The organism is Anaerococcus porci (genome assembly GCF_034090325.1).
Classification (GTDB): Bacteria; Bacillota; Clostridia; order Tissierellales; family Peptoniphilaceae; genus Anaerococcus; species Anaerococcus porci.
Window position 1 is genome coordinate 21,161 of the sequence record NZ_JAXDSU010000019.1, and the last position, 18,228, is coordinate 39,388.

Here is an 18,228-nt window from a genome sequence, read left to right on the forward strand (position 1 = left end):
TTAATTATATGGAAATAAGGGGTAAAAGTCAAGGCTTTAACCTAAAAAAATAGACAATTTATTTGATTTTTTTATACTGCTAGATAAAAAATTTAAAAATTAAAAGTTTTATTATAAATTTAAGTTTTACTAAAGTCGAAAAATCTATACATAAATGATTATAAATGCTTAATTTAAAAATTATTTTCCATCTAAACTTAAGTTTTCTATGAAAATTTATTAGTAAGTAATGCAGCTTACAACTTAGTTTACTAAAATAATTATATAAAACAAATATACAAAAATAGCCTATTAGTTTATATTCATTTATGTAATGATTTTGCATTAATACGCATTTGTGGATATCTTTTTTTATTTATATTTTATCCACAAGATATTAAGTTAATTTTTAAGTGTAAAAATATAAATTTTTTTAAAAAAGATTTTATATGAACTTGTTAAAGTTAGGATATAGCAATTTTCTTATTTAATAATTTTAATATTTTTCCAAGATATCCACAATATCCACAGGATTTAATATTTCTAAATAAAATGATTTTTAACTTATCCCCAACTTATCAACAAGTTGTGGATAACTTTACAAAATGGCTAAATTAATGTATAATCTCTTGTGTAAAAGATATAGATAAGTCTAATTTTCTTAAGTTTTTGATATGATTTTGTGGATAAATCCATAAATTCTATTTTTAAATTTAAAAATTCTTGTCTAAAATCCGTAGTACAAGGCATTTTTAATATCCACTAAAAACTTATCCACATATTATCCCAATTTTGTGGATAAGTCCATAATTTTATTTTAATTCCTGAAATTTAAGGCAGAATTAAATGTGGATAAAATTCTAAGGAGAATGAGAGATAATAATGAATCTAGAATACATAAGTAATGAATTAAAAGAAAAGATGAAGGCTAATGTTCCTGATAAGGCACAGTATGATACATGGATAAGTATCTTAAAGCCTTTAAATGAATTCAATGATATTATCTATTTAGAAATACCAAAAAAAGAACTTAAATTCATCTTTGACCAAATATGGGTTCCCCAAATGCAGGAAATTCTTAATAAGATAAATAATGAAAGAAATACTAATTATAAGCTTGAAATTATAGCTAAAGATAGCGATGATTATGAAAAAATCTTATCATTAGGTAAGTCAACTGATAATAATGGACAATTGCTTATAAATGATGTAAATAAGTATCCTAAGCCACTTTTAGAAAAAACTAATATTTTTGAAAATTTTGTTCAAGGTAAGTCTAATCAATTAGCCCTTGCAGCAAGTCAGTCAGTGGCAGAAAACATGGCAAATTACAAGGTTTCAAGAGTCTATAATCCTCTTTTTATATATGGAGCATCTGGTCTTGGCAAGACTCACTTAATGCAAGCTATAGCCCATAAAATTCTAGATAAAAGAGATGATTGTTATGTAATGTATCTATCAAGTGAGAAATTTACAAATGAAATGATCTCAGCTGTTAGAAACAATACCAATGAAGAATTTAGAAAAAAATATCGTTCAGTTGATATGCTTTTGATAGATGATATTCAATTTATAGCAAATAAGACTGGAACACAAGAAGAGTTTTTCCATACCTTTGAAGATCTTTATAACCAAGGAAAGCAAATAGTAATATCATCAGATAGGCCACCAAAGGAGATTAAACACTTAGAAGAAAGATTAGTTTCAAGGTTTGGTTGGGGCATTATAGTTGACATTTCAAAACCAGATTTTGAAACTAGAGTTGCAATTTTGCAAAAAAAACAAGATGAACTGGGAGCTGTAGTAGACTATGAAATATTAGAATATATAGCAGAAAATATTGAAACAAATATAAGAGATTTAGAAGGTGCACTTGCAACTTCTATTGCCTGCTCTAAATCAAATAACCGCTCCTATGTAACCCTTGATGATGCAAGACTTGGAGTTTCATCAAGAGTCCATGTCAAAAGTAAAAGAATTACAGCAGAAGATATTCAACAGATTGTAGCAGATAGATACCATATAAAACTTCAAGACTTGAAGGGAAAGTCTCGAAAAAGGGAATTTGTAATGCCAAGGCAAATTGCTATGTATTTATGTAGGGATATGTTATCAGTATCACTGGTAAGTGTTGCCAATGAATTTAATAGGGATCATTCAACCGTTATGCACGGATATGAAAAGATAGAATCCATGATAGAAGAAGACCAAGATTTTAGATCGGAAATAGAAGAAATAAAAAAAGAAATAAAATCATAGTTATCCACAATTTGTTGATAAGTATGATGATAAGTATGTTTATAAAAAAACTATTAAATAAGAAAAAATAATAGCTGTGGAAAATGTTGATAAGTGGATAAGATATAAAAACTTATCCAAATTTTATCATTTGGCTTTTTCATTTTAATTTAAGCCTTAGCAATACTTATCCACATACCCACACAGCCTATTACTAATACTACTAAGTTTATATAATATTTTAGGAGCCATTATGAAAATTGAAGTAAGACAAAAAGAATTATCAAATAAAATCTCCATAGCCTTAAAGGCTGTATCAAGAAAGACCAATATACAGATACATGAATTAATATACTTTGAAGCTAAAGATGATACTCTTATCCTAAGTTCATCTGATGGAGAAATATCTATAAGAACAAAACTTAAAGTTAATGTCATAGAAGAAGGAGAAATGGCTATAAATGCCACTATAATCTCTAATATTATTAGAAAACTTCCAGATTCTACTGTAAGGATTACCCTTGAAGATTCAAAAATTAATATTAGGTGTAATGGATCAAATTTCAATATTCTTGCCTTTGACTACTACGATAAAAAGGAATTAAAAGTACCTAGTGTAGACTATTTAGAAATTGAAAATGATAAGCTAAAAAGATCTATATCTCAAACTGAGTTTGCTACAAGTATTGATGAAACCAAGCTAGCCCTTACTGGTATACTATTTGAACTAAAGCAAGGATATTTAAACTTTGTAGCCCTTGATGGATATAGGGTAGCCCTTAAGAAAATCAAGCTTGACTACCCTGGTTCAATGGATAATTCAAGACTAATTATTCCAAGAAAGTCAATATCTGAATGGACAAGAATTATTGATGATGAAACAAAGACTCAAATCTATAAGGATGATAAGGATATAATTTTTGAATCAGGGGACACTACAATGTATTGCAAAGTAATAGATAAAAACTATATAGACTATACAAATATAATTGCAGATATATCTACAACTACAGTTATAGTCAATAGGATTGAACTTATTAACGCCCTTGAAAGAGCCCAATTATTAAATAACACCCAAAGAGCAAACTTAATTAAGATAAGTCTTGAAGAAGATGTATGTAAGATAGAATCAAACTCTGAAATAGGAGACTTAAAAGAAGTCGTTCATATAGAAAAAGAAGGAGATGATGTAAAGATTGCTTTTAATGCAAGATACCTTCTAGAAGGAGTTAAGGCTTGTGATACAGATACTATAAGGATGAACTTAAAATCATCACTAAATCCATGTATCATATATCCTAATGATTCAAAAAATGAAGGTGAAGAATTCACATATCTAGCTCTACCAGTAAGGCTTGCAGAATAGGGGAAATTATGATTGATATAGAATTTCAAACAAATCTTATCACAGCCAAGGATCTTTTAAAGGCATTAGATATAGCCTCATCAGGTGGTATGGCTAAACATATGATAAAAGAAATAGGTATAGTAGTAAATAAAGAAGTTTTTTATGAAGCTGGTAAAAAACTTAGAAAAGGTGATGAAATAATCTTTAATGATGAATTTCATATAAGTTTAATCTGATGTGGATTAAGAGTTTAGAACTAAATAAGTTTAGAAACTATCTTTATCAAAAAATAGAATTTAATGAAAATATAAATATCTTTTTGGGAGATAATGCCCAGGGAAAGACCAACCTTTTAGAATCAATTTTTTACTTAGCTAATGCCAAGTCTTTTAAGGCAAATAGGGATAGGGAACTTATAATGTTTTCTGAAAAAGAGATGGTTCTTGATGGAGTAATAAGAAAGGGAAAATCCTTTAAAAATGTCTATATTAAGGCAAATGAGTCAAGTAAGGATATTTTTGTAAATGATATAAAATATGATAAAACATCTGATTTAAAGTCACTTTTTAAGATTGTTTTATTTACTCCAGAAGATTTGACTATAATAAAAGATGGACCAAATTTTAGAAGAAAGTTAATTGATGATATAATAATAAGCGTGGACTTTTCCTATAAGGGCATAAAAAGAGACTTTGATAAAGTTCTTTTAAATAGGAATAAAATCCTTAAAAACCAAAAATCTAAGTTTTTTAAAAATCAATTATTAGCCTATGACGAGCAGATTATTAGGCTAAATTACAAAATATACCAATATAGGAAAAAATATATAGCCCTTATAGACAAGTATGCAAATAAAAAACATGAGCTTTTAACATATGGTAGGGAAGATTTACATATTGTATATAAGCCTGACATTAAAGCAGATTCTCTTGATGAGTACAAGTCAAAGTTTAAGCAAAGGCTAATTGATGATTTAAAATACTTTAGAACTTCATCTGGAAGCCAAAGAGATGAAATTGATATAATAATTAATGGTAAGGATACAAAAAAATATGGCTCACAAGGCCAGCAACGTTCAGCAATCTTAAATATAAAGCTTGCAAATGTAAGTTTAATAGAAAATACTAGCCAGGATAAGGCAATTATCTTATTTGATGATGTTTTTTCAGAACTAGATGAAAAAAGGTCTAGTTTTTTGTTGGAAAATTTAGGAAGATTTCAAACAATAATCACAGCAACTAATACCAAGAGTCTTGATATAGTTGATAGGTCAAAGATAAGAAAAATAAAAGATGGCCATATCCTTAAATAGAAAGGAAATTTATGGAAAATTCACAATATAATGCGTCCAATATTAGGGTCTTGAAGGGGCTTGAGCCTGTAAGACTTAGACCTGGAATGTATATAGGATCAACTAGCGAGAGAGGACTGCACCATTTAGTATATGAGGTTGTAGATAACTCAGTAGACGAGGCTTTGGCAGGTCGCTGTGACTATATAAAAATAACCATAGATAAGGACAATATAGTAACAGTAGAAGATGATGGTTCTGGTATACCAATAGAAAAACACCCTGAAACAGGTAAATCAACACTTGAAACAGTACTTACAGTTCTTCATGCTGGGGGTAAGTTTGATGATAAGGCCTATAAGGTATCAGGAGGTCTTCATGGTGTAGGTGTTTCCGTAGTAAATGCCCTAAGTGAATATCTAATAGCTGAGGTAAAAAGAGAAGGTCATATCTTTAGGATGACATTTGAAAGAGGAAAGGCAACAAGTGATCTTGAGATAATTGGAGATACAAAAGAAACTGGAACAAAGATTAGTTTTAAAGCAGATGGAGAAATTTTTGATACAACAGTCTATGACAATAAAACCCTAGCAGATAGATTTAGGGAAATGGCCTTTTTAAACAAGTCAGTAAGGCTTATTTTTGAAGATAGGAGAGAAGATAAGACTGTAGAGTTTAAATATGATGGTGGAATCAAGGAATTTGTAGAATACCTTAATAGGAATAAAACACCAATTTTTGAAGAAATTCCATATTTTGAAGGTATGCAAGAATCAACAGAAGTTGAGATAGCCTTCCAATATACAGATGGATATAGTGAAAATATCCTATCTTTTGCAAACAATATCTACACAGTAGAAGGTGGAACCCACCTTTCAGGCTTCAGGTCAGCTCTTACAAGAAGTATAAACGACTATGCAAGAAAATATAAATTACTTAAAGAAAACGAAGATAACCTCCAAGGTGAAGATGCAAGAGAGGGAATTACAGCTATAATATCTGTAAAAATAACTGAACCTCAATTCGAAGGCCAAACTAAGGGAAAACTTGGAAATGGTGAGGTAAGAGGAGCAGTAGACGCTTTCTTTTCAGAACATATGGGAAATTTTCTTGAAGAAAATCCTAAAATTGCAAAACAAATTATTCAAAAGGCTCTTGCATCAAGAAGGGCAAGAGAGGCTGCGAGAAAGGCGAGAGATTTAACACGTAAAAGAAGTATCCTAGATTCAACAACTCTTCCAGGAAAGCTTGCTGATTGCCAATCTACAGATTTAGGTGAAAATGAAATTTTTATAGTAGAAGGTAACTCTGCGGGAGGTTCTGCTAAGGGGGGACGTGATAATAGGATTCAAGCTATCCTTCCTTTAAGAGGAAAAATAATGAATGTAGAGAAGGCAAATCTTGATAGAATATTAAATTATGAAGAAATAAAATCAATGATTACAGCCTTTGGAACAGGAATAGGAAAAGAATTTGACCTATCAAAACTTCGTTATGGAAAGATAATAATAATGACGGATGCCGATGTAGACGGTGCTCACATAAGAACACTTCTACTTACATTTTTCTATAGGTATATGAAGCCTTTAATAGATGAAGGTCATGTATTTATAGCCCAACCACCACTTTATAAGGTGTCAAGTGGTAAAAATGAAAGATATTGCTATACAGATAAGGAATTAGAAGAGATAGTAAAATCTTGGAATACAGACAATTACAAGATTCAAAGATATAAGGGTCTTGGTGAGATGAATGCTGACCAATTGTGGGAGACAACCATGGATCCAGAGCATAGGGTCTTACTGCAAGTATATGAGAAAGAAGACTCACAAATGTCAACAGATGCAACATTTTCAATGTTAATGGGTGAAAAAGTAGAACCAAGACGTGAATTTATTGAAGAAAACGCCCAATATGTTGAAAATTTAGATGTATAGGAGGATTCATGACAGAAGATAGATTTCAAAATATAATCGAGGTAGATCTTGAAAATCAAATGAAAAATTCTTACTTGGAATATTCCATGTCAGTTATAGTTTCAAGAGCCTTACCTGATGTTAGAGATGGGCTTAAGCCTGTTCATAGAAGAATATTATATGGAATGGAAGGACTTGGACTTGATCCAAGTAAACCAACTCGTAAGTCAGCAAGAGTTGTAGGTGAGGTAATGGGTAAGTACCACCCTCATGGAGATAGTGCAATCTATGATGCTCTAGTAAGGCTTGCCCAAGATTTTTCAACAAGGTATCCTCTAGCAAGTGGTCAAGGTAACTTTGGTTCAGTAGATGGTGATGATGCAGCAGCTATGCGTTATACTGAAGTAAAGATGAGTAAGATTGCAAAGGAAATGCTAAGAGATATCAATAAGGATACAGTTGACTTTATGCCAAACTTTGATGAAGAGGAAAAGGAGCCAACAGTCCTTCCATCAAGATTTCCAAACCTTATAGTTAATGGATCAAATGGTATAGCAGTAGGTATGGCAACTAATATGGCTCCACATAACCTTGGAGACTCAATTGATGCTTGTATAGCTTATATGAAAGATCCTGAAATATCAATAAAAAAACTTGCAAATATTATCAAGGGACCTGACTTTCCTACAGGAGCTCAAATATTGGGAAAGACAGGAATAAAAAAAGCATATAATACAGGAAGAGGAAAACTTAAACTTCGTGCTGTAGCAAACATTGAACATTTTAAGAAAAATAGGGAAAGAATTATAGTTACAGAAATACCTTATCAAGTAAATAAGGCAAAATTAATAAAAAAAATAGCTGAATATGTAAAAGATAAAAAACTTGAAGGTATATCTGATATAAGAGATGAGTCAGATAGGAAGGGAATGCGTATAGTAATCGAGGTAAAAAGAGATGCTAACGCCAATATAGTCCTAAACAACCTCTATAAGCAAACCCAACTTGAGACAACTTTTGGCATTATAAACCTTGCCTTAGTTGATGGAGTTCCTAAAATACTTAACTTAAAAGAGCTTATAAAATACTATATAGCTCACCAAAAAGATGTTGTAAGAAGAAGAACAATTTTTGATCTAGATAAGGCACAAAAGAGAAAACATATAGTAGAAGGTTTAATAATAGCAATCGATAATATCGATGAAATTATAAAAATAATTAGATCATCCTATGACAATGATGAGATTAAGAAAATCTTTAATGAAAAATTTGGTCTAACAGAGCTTCAAAGTCAAGCTATTCTTGATATGCAACTTAAAAGGCTATCAGGACTTGAAATTGAAAAACTCCAAGCTGAAGATAAGGAACTTGAAGAAAAAATCACCTACCTTACAGCAATATTAAGTGATGAGGGAAAACTTGTTGGTGTAATAATCGATGAAATGAGTGAAATTAAAGAAAAATTTTCAGATGAGAGAAGGACAAAAATTGTTCCGGATGTGGGAGAATTTGATGTAGAAGAGCTTATAGAAAGAGAAGATGTCCTTATCTCTTTAACTCATGATGGTTATATAAAAAGACTTCCTATAAATACCTATAGAGTACAAAATAGGGGTGGAAAGGGAATTTCTGCTGGAAACACCAAGGAAAATGACTTTATTCAAAAAATTATGACTACAAATACTCATGAGTCCCTACTTTGCTTTACAAACCTTGGTAGGGTATACTCACTTAAAGCCTATGAAATACCTGAAGGAAGTAGGCAATCTAGGGGTCAAGCTATAATAAATCTAATAAGTCTTGAAACAAATGAAAAAATTACAGATATAATGGAACTATCCCACCTAGATGAAGTTAGCCAATTAGTCTTTCAAACAGCTAATGGAAAAATCAAAAAAACTGATGCAGAACTTTTCCAAAATATTCAAAGAAATGGAATTATAGCCATATCTCTTGAAGATGGTGATAGACTTGTATCAGTTAGTCAAATAGATAGTGAGTGTGATATAATTGTATCAACTCAAAAGGGAATGGCCATCAAATTTAGCTCATCTGAAATTAGGTCAATGGGAAGAGCTGCCCGTGGAGTAAGGGCAATAAATCTTTCTGAGGATGATCAGGTAGTATCCATGAATACCCTAAATGATGAGGTATATCTTGTAGTAGTAACTGAAAATGGTTTTGGTAAAAAGACCTCATTTAATAACTTTAAAAATCAAAATAGGGGTGGAAAGGGAGTGAAATGCCATAAGGTAAATGAAAAAACAGGAAATCTTGTAGCAACACTTCCAGCAAACTTAGATGATGATATAATGATGGTGTCCCTAAAGGGTGACATTATAAGAATTTCAGCAAGAGATATATCAACTAGTGGTAGAAATACTCTTGGAGTAAAGCTTAAAAACCTAGAAAATACAGATGATTGTATTGTTTCTGTTACCAAATATTATGAGGAAACTAGTGAGGATTAAAAATGTTTGATACAAGTATAGAAGAAAGAGATGACTTTTTACTGGTAAAACTTAAGGGTGATTTAGATGTATACTCAAAAGAAGATTTTGTAGAATTTAATGACAAATCCTTAAAAAATACTGACAATAACTTAGTTATAGACTTAGAAAATCTGGACTATATAGATTCTACTGGTCTTGGTATGTTTATAAATATATACAAAGACCAAGAAGAAAAAGAAAAATATGTAAAAATAATAAACCCTAAAGAAAATATAAAAAAATTATTTAAAATAACAGACTTAACTAACTTATTTGATATGGAGGAATAATGGAGACTATAAAATTACAGATTCCACCAAATACAATCTATCTCAAATCCATAAGACTACTAGCAGCAAGCCTTGCAAGTGATATAGGTTTTGATATAGAAGAAGTTGAAGATATAAGAGTAGTTGTATCAGAAGCTTGTAATTACAAAATGAGTGATGAGGATATAAAGATAGAATTTCATGTAGATGATGGCTTTATCCAAATAAGAGTAAGTGGAAAAGATAGGGAAATTGAAAAAGAAAATCTAAAAATACAAAAGCTTATACTTGAACAATTAGCTGATAAGGTAGAAGTTGTAGATGATAAAATAATACTTACAAAAGAGAAATAATTATGGCAAAAACTAAGGCTTCTTTGGAAAGAAGGAAAGAAATCAAAGAAAAATTTGAACAATTTCATAAAACAGGGGACAAAAAGCTAAGAGCTGAGCTTATAGAAGAGCATATGTATATAGTAGATATACTCTCAAATAAGTATGTTGGAAAAGGGATTGAAAAAGATGACCTATACCAAGTGGCATCCCTGGGCCTTATTTATGCAATTGATAGATATGATCCGTCAAAAGGATATGAATTCTCTTCATTTGCAACTCCAACTATAATGGGTGAGCTTAAAAGATATTTTAGAGATAAGGGTTGGGTTATAAGAGTGCCTAGAAGGATACAAAATCTTTATAAAAAGATAAATACAGCAAAAAAAATCCTTCCACAGGAGCTTCAAAGAACCCCAACAATAAAAGATATTGCCTCATATCTTGGAGAAGATGAGGAAACAATACTAGAAACAATTGAGGCAAGTAAGGTTTATTCCCCACAAAGCTTAGATATGAAATACCAAGTTCAAAAGGGAGAAAATGCAGTTGACCTTTCAGATATGATAGGAAAAGATGATAAAAACTTTGACTCAGTTGAGCTAAAAGACTTAATAGAAAAATCAACCCAAAGACTAAACGATCTAGAAAAAGAAATACTAGAGTTAAGATATTATGAAGGACGCACCCAAGTTGATATAGCAGAAAAACTATCCATATCACAAATGACTGTATCAAGGATAGAGAAAAAGATCCTACAAAAATTCACAATTGAGATGAAAAAAATGCAATAAATTCGAAAAAAAGCTCTCAAATAATACAATTGAGAGCTTTTTCTTTTAGTTTTCTTCAATTTTTCTCTTTTTTTCTTTGATTACTATTGAATCATAATCTTTTTTAAGTATTTTTTTCATTTTTTATTCATCCTTTTTTATCTTTAGTTGTAATATACTTACAATAATAGGATAAAATAAAAATCTGCTTTAGTAAATGAAAACGATAGAAAATAAAAAATATGAAACACAAGAAAATAAGAATCATTATCAATTCTTTGAATAAGTTGAAAATTTGTCTTAAGCTGTATATATTCCTATTTTATAGCCTATATAGTTATTTGTATTATTATATGATTTTTTGTTAAATTTCTTATTAGATATAATTTATCTTCTATCTCTTAGTAATCTTTTTATTTTTTATATAGTTTTTTACTCCTATTTTCCTATATTACTCATATAATCAAATGAAATCATTTAAAGACTAAATAATTTTATTTTAGTAATTATTTATAAGTGAGCATAATTTTTTACAAGTTAAAATTGTCTTTAAATATTGTATAAAAGTATTTATATAAATTAGATGAAATAAAAGGTTGTTGCAAAATGATGAGTTAATTCTACAACAACCTTTTAGATTAAGAAAAATACTTTCAATAAAATTTCAAATTATTTTATATAAGGAAATTTTATTATTTAGAAAGATATCCTATTTTCCAGGATACATTGTAGAATAGCCTGGATACATTTTTCCTATCTCTTCTATGATTAGACCTATATCACCAAAGCCTGTTTCTTCTAATTTTTGTTGGGCCCTGTAGTTTGCAAGGTCAATATCAGCATCTGTTATGTCATTTATCTTATTTTTGTCAAAGCCATAATTTGCTACTAATTGTTTTCTAAATTCATCGTAGTCTGATTTGTTTTGGGCAAATTTCCCCATACCTTCTCCCTTAATTTTAGAGCTATTTTTGTTTGTATCTTTAGTATTATTATTATCATTTTGTGAAGTTTCTTTAGTTTTTGTACCTTCGTTTGTTGACTTATCTTCGTATTTCTCCTGAAGCTTTTGAGTAGCCATATCTATTTGCTCATCATAGCTTGAGAGCTTGTTACTTTCATAAATATCAAAGAAAAGTTTTTTAAGCTCTCCATTAGATATATTGGATGCATCAAAACCTTGCTCTTTTATATATCTTCTAGCATTTGTATACATATCTGTTTTGTCATCAGTGGTATAAACCCAATTTTCTTCTACATCTATAATTGAAGAAAGTGGATACTCACTATTTTTACTTGGATGGTCTTTGGCAACTTCATTTAAGAAAAAGCTTAACTTATTCCAAAAACCTGTTTTTTTTCTGAGATTTTCTGCTTTTTCCCCATATTTTTTGATATCCTCATCTGTAAGAGAGTCTATAATATCTTGGTCAAAGCCTGCTTCTTTAGCCATGATATCCCTTAATTCACTTACACTGAAGTCTTTTTTATTTGATTTAGTATTTTCTTTATCCTTATTAACATTGCTTCCATCATTAGAGGAATTTTTCTTTTCTCCTTCGAGATTATTTTTATTTTTCTTAGTTAAATCACTTACTTCTAAACTTTTATTATTAGATACTATCTTATTGCTGTTATTTGCATTACAAGCACTGAGCACTAAAGATAAAGAAAGGGCTACAATAATTTTCTTGTTCATCTCTCCCTCCATTAATTATTTTATTATATTTTTACCCAAATCATTTAAAAGATAATTTTTATTAATAAAATAAGATGGATTTCAATATTTAAATGAAGTAATTATCAATTTGATTTAAAAAAAATTTGTATATTATACAATCGATTTAATGTTTTATCTTAATAAAATCCCAAACTATAGTAAAATCTATGTAAAGATAGTGTCAAAAACACGAATAATTATAAATAAGTCTAAAATGTGATTTTTATTTTCTATCTCTTCTAATTGGAATTATAAGAATTAATAAAGATTTGACAAGAACATAAATATAAACTATAATGAATTCATATAAAATCAAAAAAAGAAAAAAGAAAAGAGGATAGAAGAATGAATGTAAAAAAAGTTTTTTCCCAAGCTTTTGCTTTTGGTTTAGCTTTAACACTTACAGCTTGTGGTGGATCTAACAAAGATGATTCTAACAAAGATAATAATGCATCCAATTCACCAAGCACACCTGCATCTAATTCTAAAGGCGATGCTGAGGTTGATAACTTTAAAGCACAAACAAATGATAATACACTAGTTGTTGGTGTGGATTCAATTGGAGGAGAATTTATCCAAGGATTTAACAATGGTACAAATGATGTAACTGCAAGAGAGTTCATGGGAATTCAAGGTGCAGCATCCTATGATACATATATAAAAGATAGGAACGGAAAATATAATTGGAATCCAACAGTACTAGAAGAAGAGCCAAAGACTGTTAAAAATGATGATGGCTCATCAACAACAACTTTCAAACTTAAGAAAGATTTAAAATGGTCTGATGGTGAAGCAATTACTGTTGATGATTATTTATTTAAATCTTTGCTTCATTCATCAAAAGATTATTCTGTTATAACAGGTTCTACAGAAATAGGAGCAGACTCTATTAAGGGATACAATGATTATAGAGAAGGAAAAACAGATGAATTTGTAGGTTTAAAGAAGATAGATGACAATACATTTGAAGCTACAATAGATTCATCTTTCTTACCATACTTTGAAGAAGAATACTTAAAGGCATTTAATGCAAGGCCAATCCATTATATAGCACCAAATTTAAAGGTTGAAGGTTCTAAACTTGCTCTTAAAGATGGTTATGAATTAAGCGAAGATGACAAGAAAGCATATATAGAATCTCTTGACCAACAAATAAAAGCTGAACAAGAAGCTTATGACGAAAAAGTTAAAGATGCTGGTGAAGAAGATGCTGATGCTAAAAAAGAACACGAAGAAAAGAAAAAGAATCTTGAAGATAAAAAGTCAGCTGCTGAAAATGGTGGAGATATAGACCCTACAAAGATGCTAGTTGAACAAGCAATGATTTTTGATGCAAATGACTATAGGAAAAAACCAGCTGTAACATGTGGACCTTACAAATTTGTTTCATTTGAAAATAACATGGTTAAACTTGCTTTAAATGAAAATTATGCAGGAGATTTTGAAGGTCACAAGGCTACAATTCCAAATGTTATAATTCAAGCAATTAATACAGAAATAGCAGTTGATCTTGTTAAAAATGGAGACATTGATATATATGAACAAGAAATGAATGGTTCAAAAATTGACCAAATGAGAAAAGCTGCTGATGAAGGTAAATTATCTTATGTATCATATGATAGAAATGGTTATGGATGTCTAAAGTTTCTAACAGATAGGGGACCAACTCAATATAAAGAAGTTAGACAAGCTATAGCTTTCCTAATGGATAGAAATGACTTCGTTCAAAACTTTGCAGGTGGATATGCTGTTGTAACAAATGGTATGTATGGTTCAAGCCAATGGATGTATAAGGAAAGAGGAGCTGATGTTGAGTCAAAACTTACAAATTATACTCTAAACATTGATGAGGCAAATAAGAGACTTGATGCTTCTCCTTATAAGTTTGAAAAAGATGGAAAAACTCCATGGGATGCTCAAAAAGCTCAAGAACAATACAAGTCAAATGCATCAAGCTTTGATTATTACAGATATGATGAAAATGGTAAGAAGTTACAAATCAACCAATTTGGTGCAAAACAATCTGAAATAACAACCCTTCTTTCAAACCAATTACCAGACAATGCAAAACAAGCTGGTCTTGAATACAATGTTCAAGCAGGAGATTTCAATACACTTCTTAACTATATGTATAATCCTAAAGAAGGAGATGCAGCAGAATATACAGCATTTAACATGGGAAATGGATTTGGTACACCATTTGATCCTTACTACCAATACAATAGTAAGGGAAATGACAACACAACTAAAACAAATGACCCTAAGGCTGATGAAATAACAGTTAAATTAAGACAAACTGATCCATCTAAGAAAGATGAATACTTAGATAGATGGGAAGAATTCCAACAATGGTATAATGATTATCTACCAGAAATACCACTTTATTCTAATCAAGTTCACTCAGCTGCTTCATCAAGAGTTGAAGGATTTGAAGGTGTAACACCAGAATGGGGAGTTTCTTGTCAAATCAATCAAATGAGTCTTAAGTAAATCTAAAAAATGATAAAAATTAGGCTATTGCATTTTTGCAATAGCTTATTTTTGTTAATTATAAAAATAATGTCTTAAATATTTTAAATTTTAAAAAAGAAAAAATAGATAAAGTATTATAAATTTTATTTGAAATTAAACTACAATTATTATTGAGATTAGAGAAATAATATACATATATAGTCAAATAAGCTTCTAAATATTGGATTTTTACAAGCAAATTTAAATCTTTATTAAGTAATAAATCATTTTTAAATTGACAAATTAGCCATCTTATATTATTATATTGTTTATGATATTGTAAGTTTATTGTAAGGAAGATTTTTTATATTTATTTATTAAAATTTATAATTAGTTTTTTTCCAAATGTCTTTATTTTTCAAAAATGTCTATATTTAACTATTTAAATTGAAAAATAATTGATGCAGTAAACTTAATAAACATTAAGGAAGGGACAAGAATGTTAAAATACATAATAAAAAGAATCATTAACCTGATTCCTGTAGCTATAATTATATCTGTATTGGTTTTTGTTTTATCAAAATCCATGCCTGGAGATCCTCTTTTAGCTATGATGCCTAAAGATGGGAGAATGACAAAGGCCCAACAAGAAGAGTTATATAAAAATTTAGAAAAACGCTATGGATATGATAAGTCATTACCAGAACAATACTTTATGTGGGTAGGAAGGTCTTTAAAAGGAGACTTTGGCGATTCACTTCAATCAACAAGGCCTGTAAAAGAGTATTTATCAGAGCCACTTAGAAATACAATCTTATTAAATATAGGCTCAACTCTTATATCTTTTATACTCTCAGTCTTGATAGGTATAAGGTCGGCTGTTCATAAGGGAGGGATCTTTGATAAGTTCTTCCAGGTATTTACTTTGGTGGGAATATCATTACCTACATTTTTTATAGGCTTATTTTTGATATTTTTATTTGCCTTTAGGTTAGGATGGTTTCCTGCAAATGGTATGCCTAGAAATAATAGTTTTGGAGAATGGATAAGATATTTAATACTTCCAACTCTTACCCTAACTTTTGGTTCCATGGCTTCCATTTCAAGATATGTAAGAAATTCTATGCTTGATTCTTTAAATGAAGACTATATAAGAACAGCTAGGGCAAAGGGTCTTAAGGAAAAGACTGTAATTTATTCTCATGCTTTTAGAAATGCTTTAATCCCAGTTGTTACTGCAATGACATGGGCTGTTCTTTCTATGTTTTCAGGTTCAGCTATAACTGAGACTATATTTGCATATAGGGGAATTGGAAATATCCTTATAAAGTCAGTTCTAGCCCAAGACTATAATGTAATCTTAGCCTTAACTATGTTTTATGCTATACTTACACTTTTAGGAAATTTAATCATGGATATTGCTTATGCTATAGTAGATCCTAGAGTAAAATTGGAGGCTTAATATGAAAGATAAATTATATAAAAGTTTTAAATCTTTTGGAAAATTAGTTCTTTCCCTTTTTACTTTCGGAACTAATTCTAATGAATATGACAAAGCTGATAAAGTTAAGGAAGATGCTCAAGGAATAGTTGACCAACAAACAAATACTCAGCTTGGAGATATTGATCCTAAAAATGAGAATGAGGACTTAAAGGAAGAAGCTATTACATCACCTGGTAGGATGGCTGTTAAAAACTACTTTAGAAATCCATTAGGAGTAATAGGTCTTGTTTTACTACTAGCTATGATTTTGGTCGTATTTGTGGGTTCTATTTTAGTTCCATTTAACCCTTATCAATCAGAAGGTACACTTATAAATGTATCACCTGGTTCAGGTTATATGAATTATCCTTCTGAGATGGAAAAAGAGGGAGTTAAGAAAATATCTGTAGGAAACACTTTTGGCGTAGGTCTTACAAATGAAGACAACTTCTATTATTGGGGAAAAAATAATGAAGATGACGTTATGAAGATGCCTAAGGAAATAGAAGATAAGATAAAAGATAAAAAGATAAAAGATGTTACTGCAGGAGATAGGCATATCCTAATAGCAACAGAAGATAATGAAATATATGGTTGGGGTAATGACTCTTTCAAACAAACAAAACTTCCGCCAATGAAAGAAAGTCAAGTGAAGCAAGAAGGAATTAAAAAACTTGGTGCGGGTGTTCAATATTCAGTAATTTTAACAGAGAAAAACAATATAATAGTTTGGGGTTCTACAATGAACTCAAGGCTTGATCTAATTCCTAGTGAAGTCCAAGGAAATGTGGTTGATTTTGCTACAAATGGTACAAATATACTTACTATATTAAAAGATGGATCTATAAAACTATTGGGAGTTAGGGGAGCTGAGGTAGATTTAGGAGCTCCAGATGAGATTAAAAATAACAAGGTAAAGATTAGTAAGGTAGCCCTTACTACAAATTCTGCTGCAGCCCTAGATGAAAATGGAAAGTTATATGTTTGGGGACCTGCAAGAGATAGTCTTTCAGGATCAAATATACCAAAGTTTGAAGCTGATATTGTAGATATAGAAGGTGGAACAAGCCACTTTACAGCACTTGATAAAAATGGAAAGATTTATTCTTGGGGAAATAATAACTATGGTGAAGCAGATAGTCCTGATGGAGAATATAGCCAAATTTTTACAGGATATTTTAATAACTATGCTGTAAATAAGGACTCAAAGATTGATACTTGGGGACTTAAGGGTTTTAGGTTAGGATCAGATGACCAAGGACGTGATATATATGCAAGGCTTATTCATGGTGGAAAAATGACTATGATTATCTCTTTTGTATCAGTAGTTATCCAAGTAGTACTTGGGGTAATTATAGGTATGATATCAGGTTATGCTGGAGGAAGAGTAGATAATGTATTGATGAGAATTACAGAAATCGTTCAATCATTCCCATTCTATCCACTAATTATAACTCTTTCGGCACTCCTTCCTGTAAACACAAGTCAAAATACAAGACTTATGATGATAATGGTTCTTTTGGGTGTTATAGGATGGACAGGGATTGCAAGGCTTGTTCGTGGTCAAATTTTAGCTGAAAGAGAAAGAGACTATGTAACAGCTGCCAAGGCCCTTGGTGTTACAAATTCATCAATCCTTGTAAGGCACATCCTACCTAATATCCTTTCTATAATTATAGTAAATGCAACACTTGGATTTGCTGGAAACCTCCTTACAGAGGCAGGTTTATCATTTTTAGGATTTGGTGTACAAGAGCCAATGCCATCTTGGGGTAATATGATGACAAGTGCCCAATCATCAGATGTAATAAATATATACTGGTGGAGATGGGTAATACCAGCACTTGCAGTATTCTTAGCAGCATTTTCGGTAAATCTTATAGGGGATGCCCTAAGAGATGCTATAGACCCAAGGTCAAATGAGAGATAGAGGTTA

At 30.4% G+C, this 18,228-nt stretch carries 13 protein-coding genes; 12 read left to right on the top strand and 1 reads right to left on the bottom strand.

Features of this window, described 5'->3' with window-relative positions; translation table 11 throughout:
- The first annotated feature begins 861 nt into the window (after window positions 1-861).
- The 9 genes from dnaA (at window position 862) to SOR60_RS02440 (ending at window position 10,659) form a co-directional block, all read left to right on the top strand.
- Window positions 862-2,238 (top strand): chromosomal replication initiator protein DnaA, encoded by a 1,377-nt coding sequence (dnaA, locus tag SOR60_RS02400; protein WP_154539865.1) that lies wholly within the window; start codon window positions 862-864, stop codon window positions 2,236-2,238.
- 232 nt (window positions 2,239-2,470) lie between these two features.
- The gene (gene dnaN, locus SOR60_RS02405) at window positions 2,471-3,583 is read left to right on the top strand and encodes a DNA polymerase III subunit beta (RefSeq protein WP_154539867.1); all 1,113 of its coding nucleotides are present in this window, start codon (window positions 2,471-2,473) and stop codon (window positions 3,581-3,583) included.
- An 8-nt stretch (window positions 3,584-3,591) separates the two neighbouring features.
- Entirely contained in the window at window positions 3,592-3,801 is a 210-nt protein-coding gene (locus tag SOR60_RS02410) for an RNA-binding S4 domain-containing protein (RefSeq protein ID WP_154539869.1), read from the top strand.
- On the top strand, window positions 3,801-4,877 hold the full coding sequence (gene recF / locus SOR60_RS02415) for a DNA replication/repair protein RecF (RefSeq protein ID WP_154539871.1): 1,077 nt from the start codon (window positions 3,801-3,803) through the stop codon (window positions 4,875-4,877). Before SOR60_RS02410 ends, recF begins: the two co-directional genes overlap by 1 nt.
- An 11-nt stretch (window positions 4,878-4,888) precedes the next feature.
- Complete coding sequence (gene gyrB, locus SOR60_RS02420; protein WP_154539873.1) at window positions 4,889-6,793, top strand: DNA topoisomerase (ATP-hydrolyzing) subunit B; 1,905 nt, start codon at window positions 4,889-4,891, stop codon at window positions 6,791-6,793.
- An 8-nt stretch (window positions 6,794-6,801) separates the two neighbouring features.
- Complete coding sequence (gyrA, locus tag SOR60_RS02425; RefSeq protein WP_154539875.1) at window positions 6,802-9,243, top strand: DNA gyrase subunit A; 2,442 nt, start codon at window positions 6,802-6,804, stop codon at window positions 9,241-9,243.
- Window positions 9,244-9,245: 2 nt separating this feature from the next.
- The gene (locus SOR60_RS02430) at window positions 9,246-9,554 is read left to right on the top strand and encodes an STAS domain-containing protein (protein ID WP_154539877.1); all 309 of its coding nucleotides are present in this window, start codon (window positions 9,246-9,248) and stop codon (window positions 9,552-9,554) included.
- Complete coding sequence (locus SOR60_RS02435) at window positions 9,554-9,886, top strand: ATP-binding protein (protein WP_154539879.1); 333 nt, start codon at window positions 9,554-9,556, stop codon at window positions 9,884-9,886. The genes SOR60_RS02430 and SOR60_RS02435 overlap by 1 nt, the downstream gene beginning before the upstream one ends.
- 2 nt (window positions 9,887-9,888) lie before the next feature.
- Complete coding sequence (locus tag SOR60_RS02440; protein ID WP_154539881.1) at window positions 9,889-10,659, top strand: SigB/SigF/SigG family RNA polymerase sigma factor; 771 nt, start codon at window positions 9,889-9,891, stop codon at window positions 10,657-10,659.
- 688 nt (window positions 10,660-11,347) lie between these two features.
- Here the strand turns inward: SOR60_RS02440 and SOR60_RS02445 are convergent.
- On the bottom strand, window positions 11,348-12,337 hold the full coding sequence (locus SOR60_RS02445) for a hypothetical protein (protein ID WP_176269641.1): 990 nt from the start codon (window positions 12,335-12,337) through the stop codon (window positions 11,348-11,350).
- 366 nt (window positions 12,338-12,703) lie between these two features.
- Between SOR60_RS02445 and SOR60_RS02450 the strand changes: the two genes are divergently transcribed.
- The 3 genes from SOR60_RS02450 (at window position 12,704) to SOR60_RS02460 (ending at window position 18,222) form a co-directional block, all read left to right on the top strand.
- Complete coding sequence (locus tag SOR60_RS02450) at window positions 12,704-14,848, top strand: ABC transporter substrate-binding protein (RefSeq protein ID WP_154539885.1); 2,145 nt, start codon at window positions 12,704-12,706, stop codon at window positions 14,846-14,848.
- Between the two features lie 460 nt (window positions 14,849-15,308).
- Window positions 15,309-16,271, top strand: a complete 963-nt coding sequence (locus SOR60_RS02455; RefSeq protein ID WP_176269643.1) for an ABC transporter permease — start codon at window positions 15,309-15,311, stop codon at window positions 16,269-16,271.
- Between the two features lies 1 nt (window position 16,272).
- Entirely contained in the window at window positions 16,273-18,222 is a 1,950-nt protein-coding gene (locus SOR60_RS02460) for an ABC transporter permease subunit (protein WP_154539887.1), read from the top strand.
- The last annotated feature ends 6 nt before the right edge of the window (window positions 18,223-18,228 follow it).

What these genes read in the sequence shown, in the direction of transcription:
- SOR60_RS02435 (WP_154539879.1), top strand. Translation starts at nt 9,554, where the DNA reads ATGGAGACTATAAAATTACAGATTCCACCAAATACAATCTATCTCAAA.
- SOR60_RS02410 (WP_154539869.1), top strand. Translation starts at nt 3,592, where the DNA reads ATGATTGATATAGAATTTCAAACAAATCTTATCACAGCCAAGGATCTT.
- dnaA (WP_154539865.1), top strand. Translation starts at nt 862, where the DNA reads ATGAATCTAGAATACATAAGTAATGAATTAAAAGAAAAGATGAAGGCT.
- SOR60_RS02440 (WP_154539881.1), top strand. Translation starts at nt 9,889, where the DNA reads ATGGCAAAAACTAAGGCTTCTTTGGAAAGAAGGAAAGAAATCAAAGAA.
- SOR60_RS02450 (WP_154539885.1), top strand. Translation starts at nt 12,704, where the DNA reads ATGAATGTAAAAAAAGTTTTTTCCCAAGCTTTTGCTTTTGGTTTAGCT.
- gyrA (WP_154539875.1), top strand. Translation starts at nt 6,802, where the DNA reads ATGACAGAAGATAGATTTCAAAATATAATCGAGGTAGATCTTGAAAAT.
- SOR60_RS02430 (WP_154539877.1), top strand. Translation starts at nt 9,246, where the DNA reads ATGTTTGATACAAGTATAGAAGAAAGAGATGACTTTTTACTGGTAAAA.
- dnaN (WP_154539867.1), top strand. Translation starts at nt 2,471, where the DNA reads ATGAAAATTGAAGTAAGACAAAAAGAATTATCAAATAAAATCTCCATA.
- SOR60_RS02460 (WP_154539887.1), top strand. Translation starts at nt 16,273, where the DNA reads ATGAAAGATAAATTATATAAAAGTTTTAAATCTTTTGGAAAATTAGTT.
- gyrB (WP_154539873.1), top strand. Translation starts at nt 4,889, where the DNA reads ATGGAAAATTCACAATATAATGCGTCCAATATTAGGGTCTTGAAGGGG.
- SOR60_RS02445 (WP_176269641.1), bottom strand. Translation starts at nt 12,337, where the DNA reads ATGAACAAGAAAATTATTGTAGCCCTTTCTTTATCTTTAGTGCTCAGT.
- recF (WP_154539871.1), top strand. Translation starts at nt 3,801, where the DNA reads ATGTGGATTAAGAGTTTAGAACTAAATAAGTTTAGAAACTATCTTTAT.
- SOR60_RS02455 (WP_176269643.1), top strand. Translation starts at nt 15,309, where the DNA reads ATGTTAAAATACATAATAAAAAGAATCATTAACCTGATTCCTGTAGCT.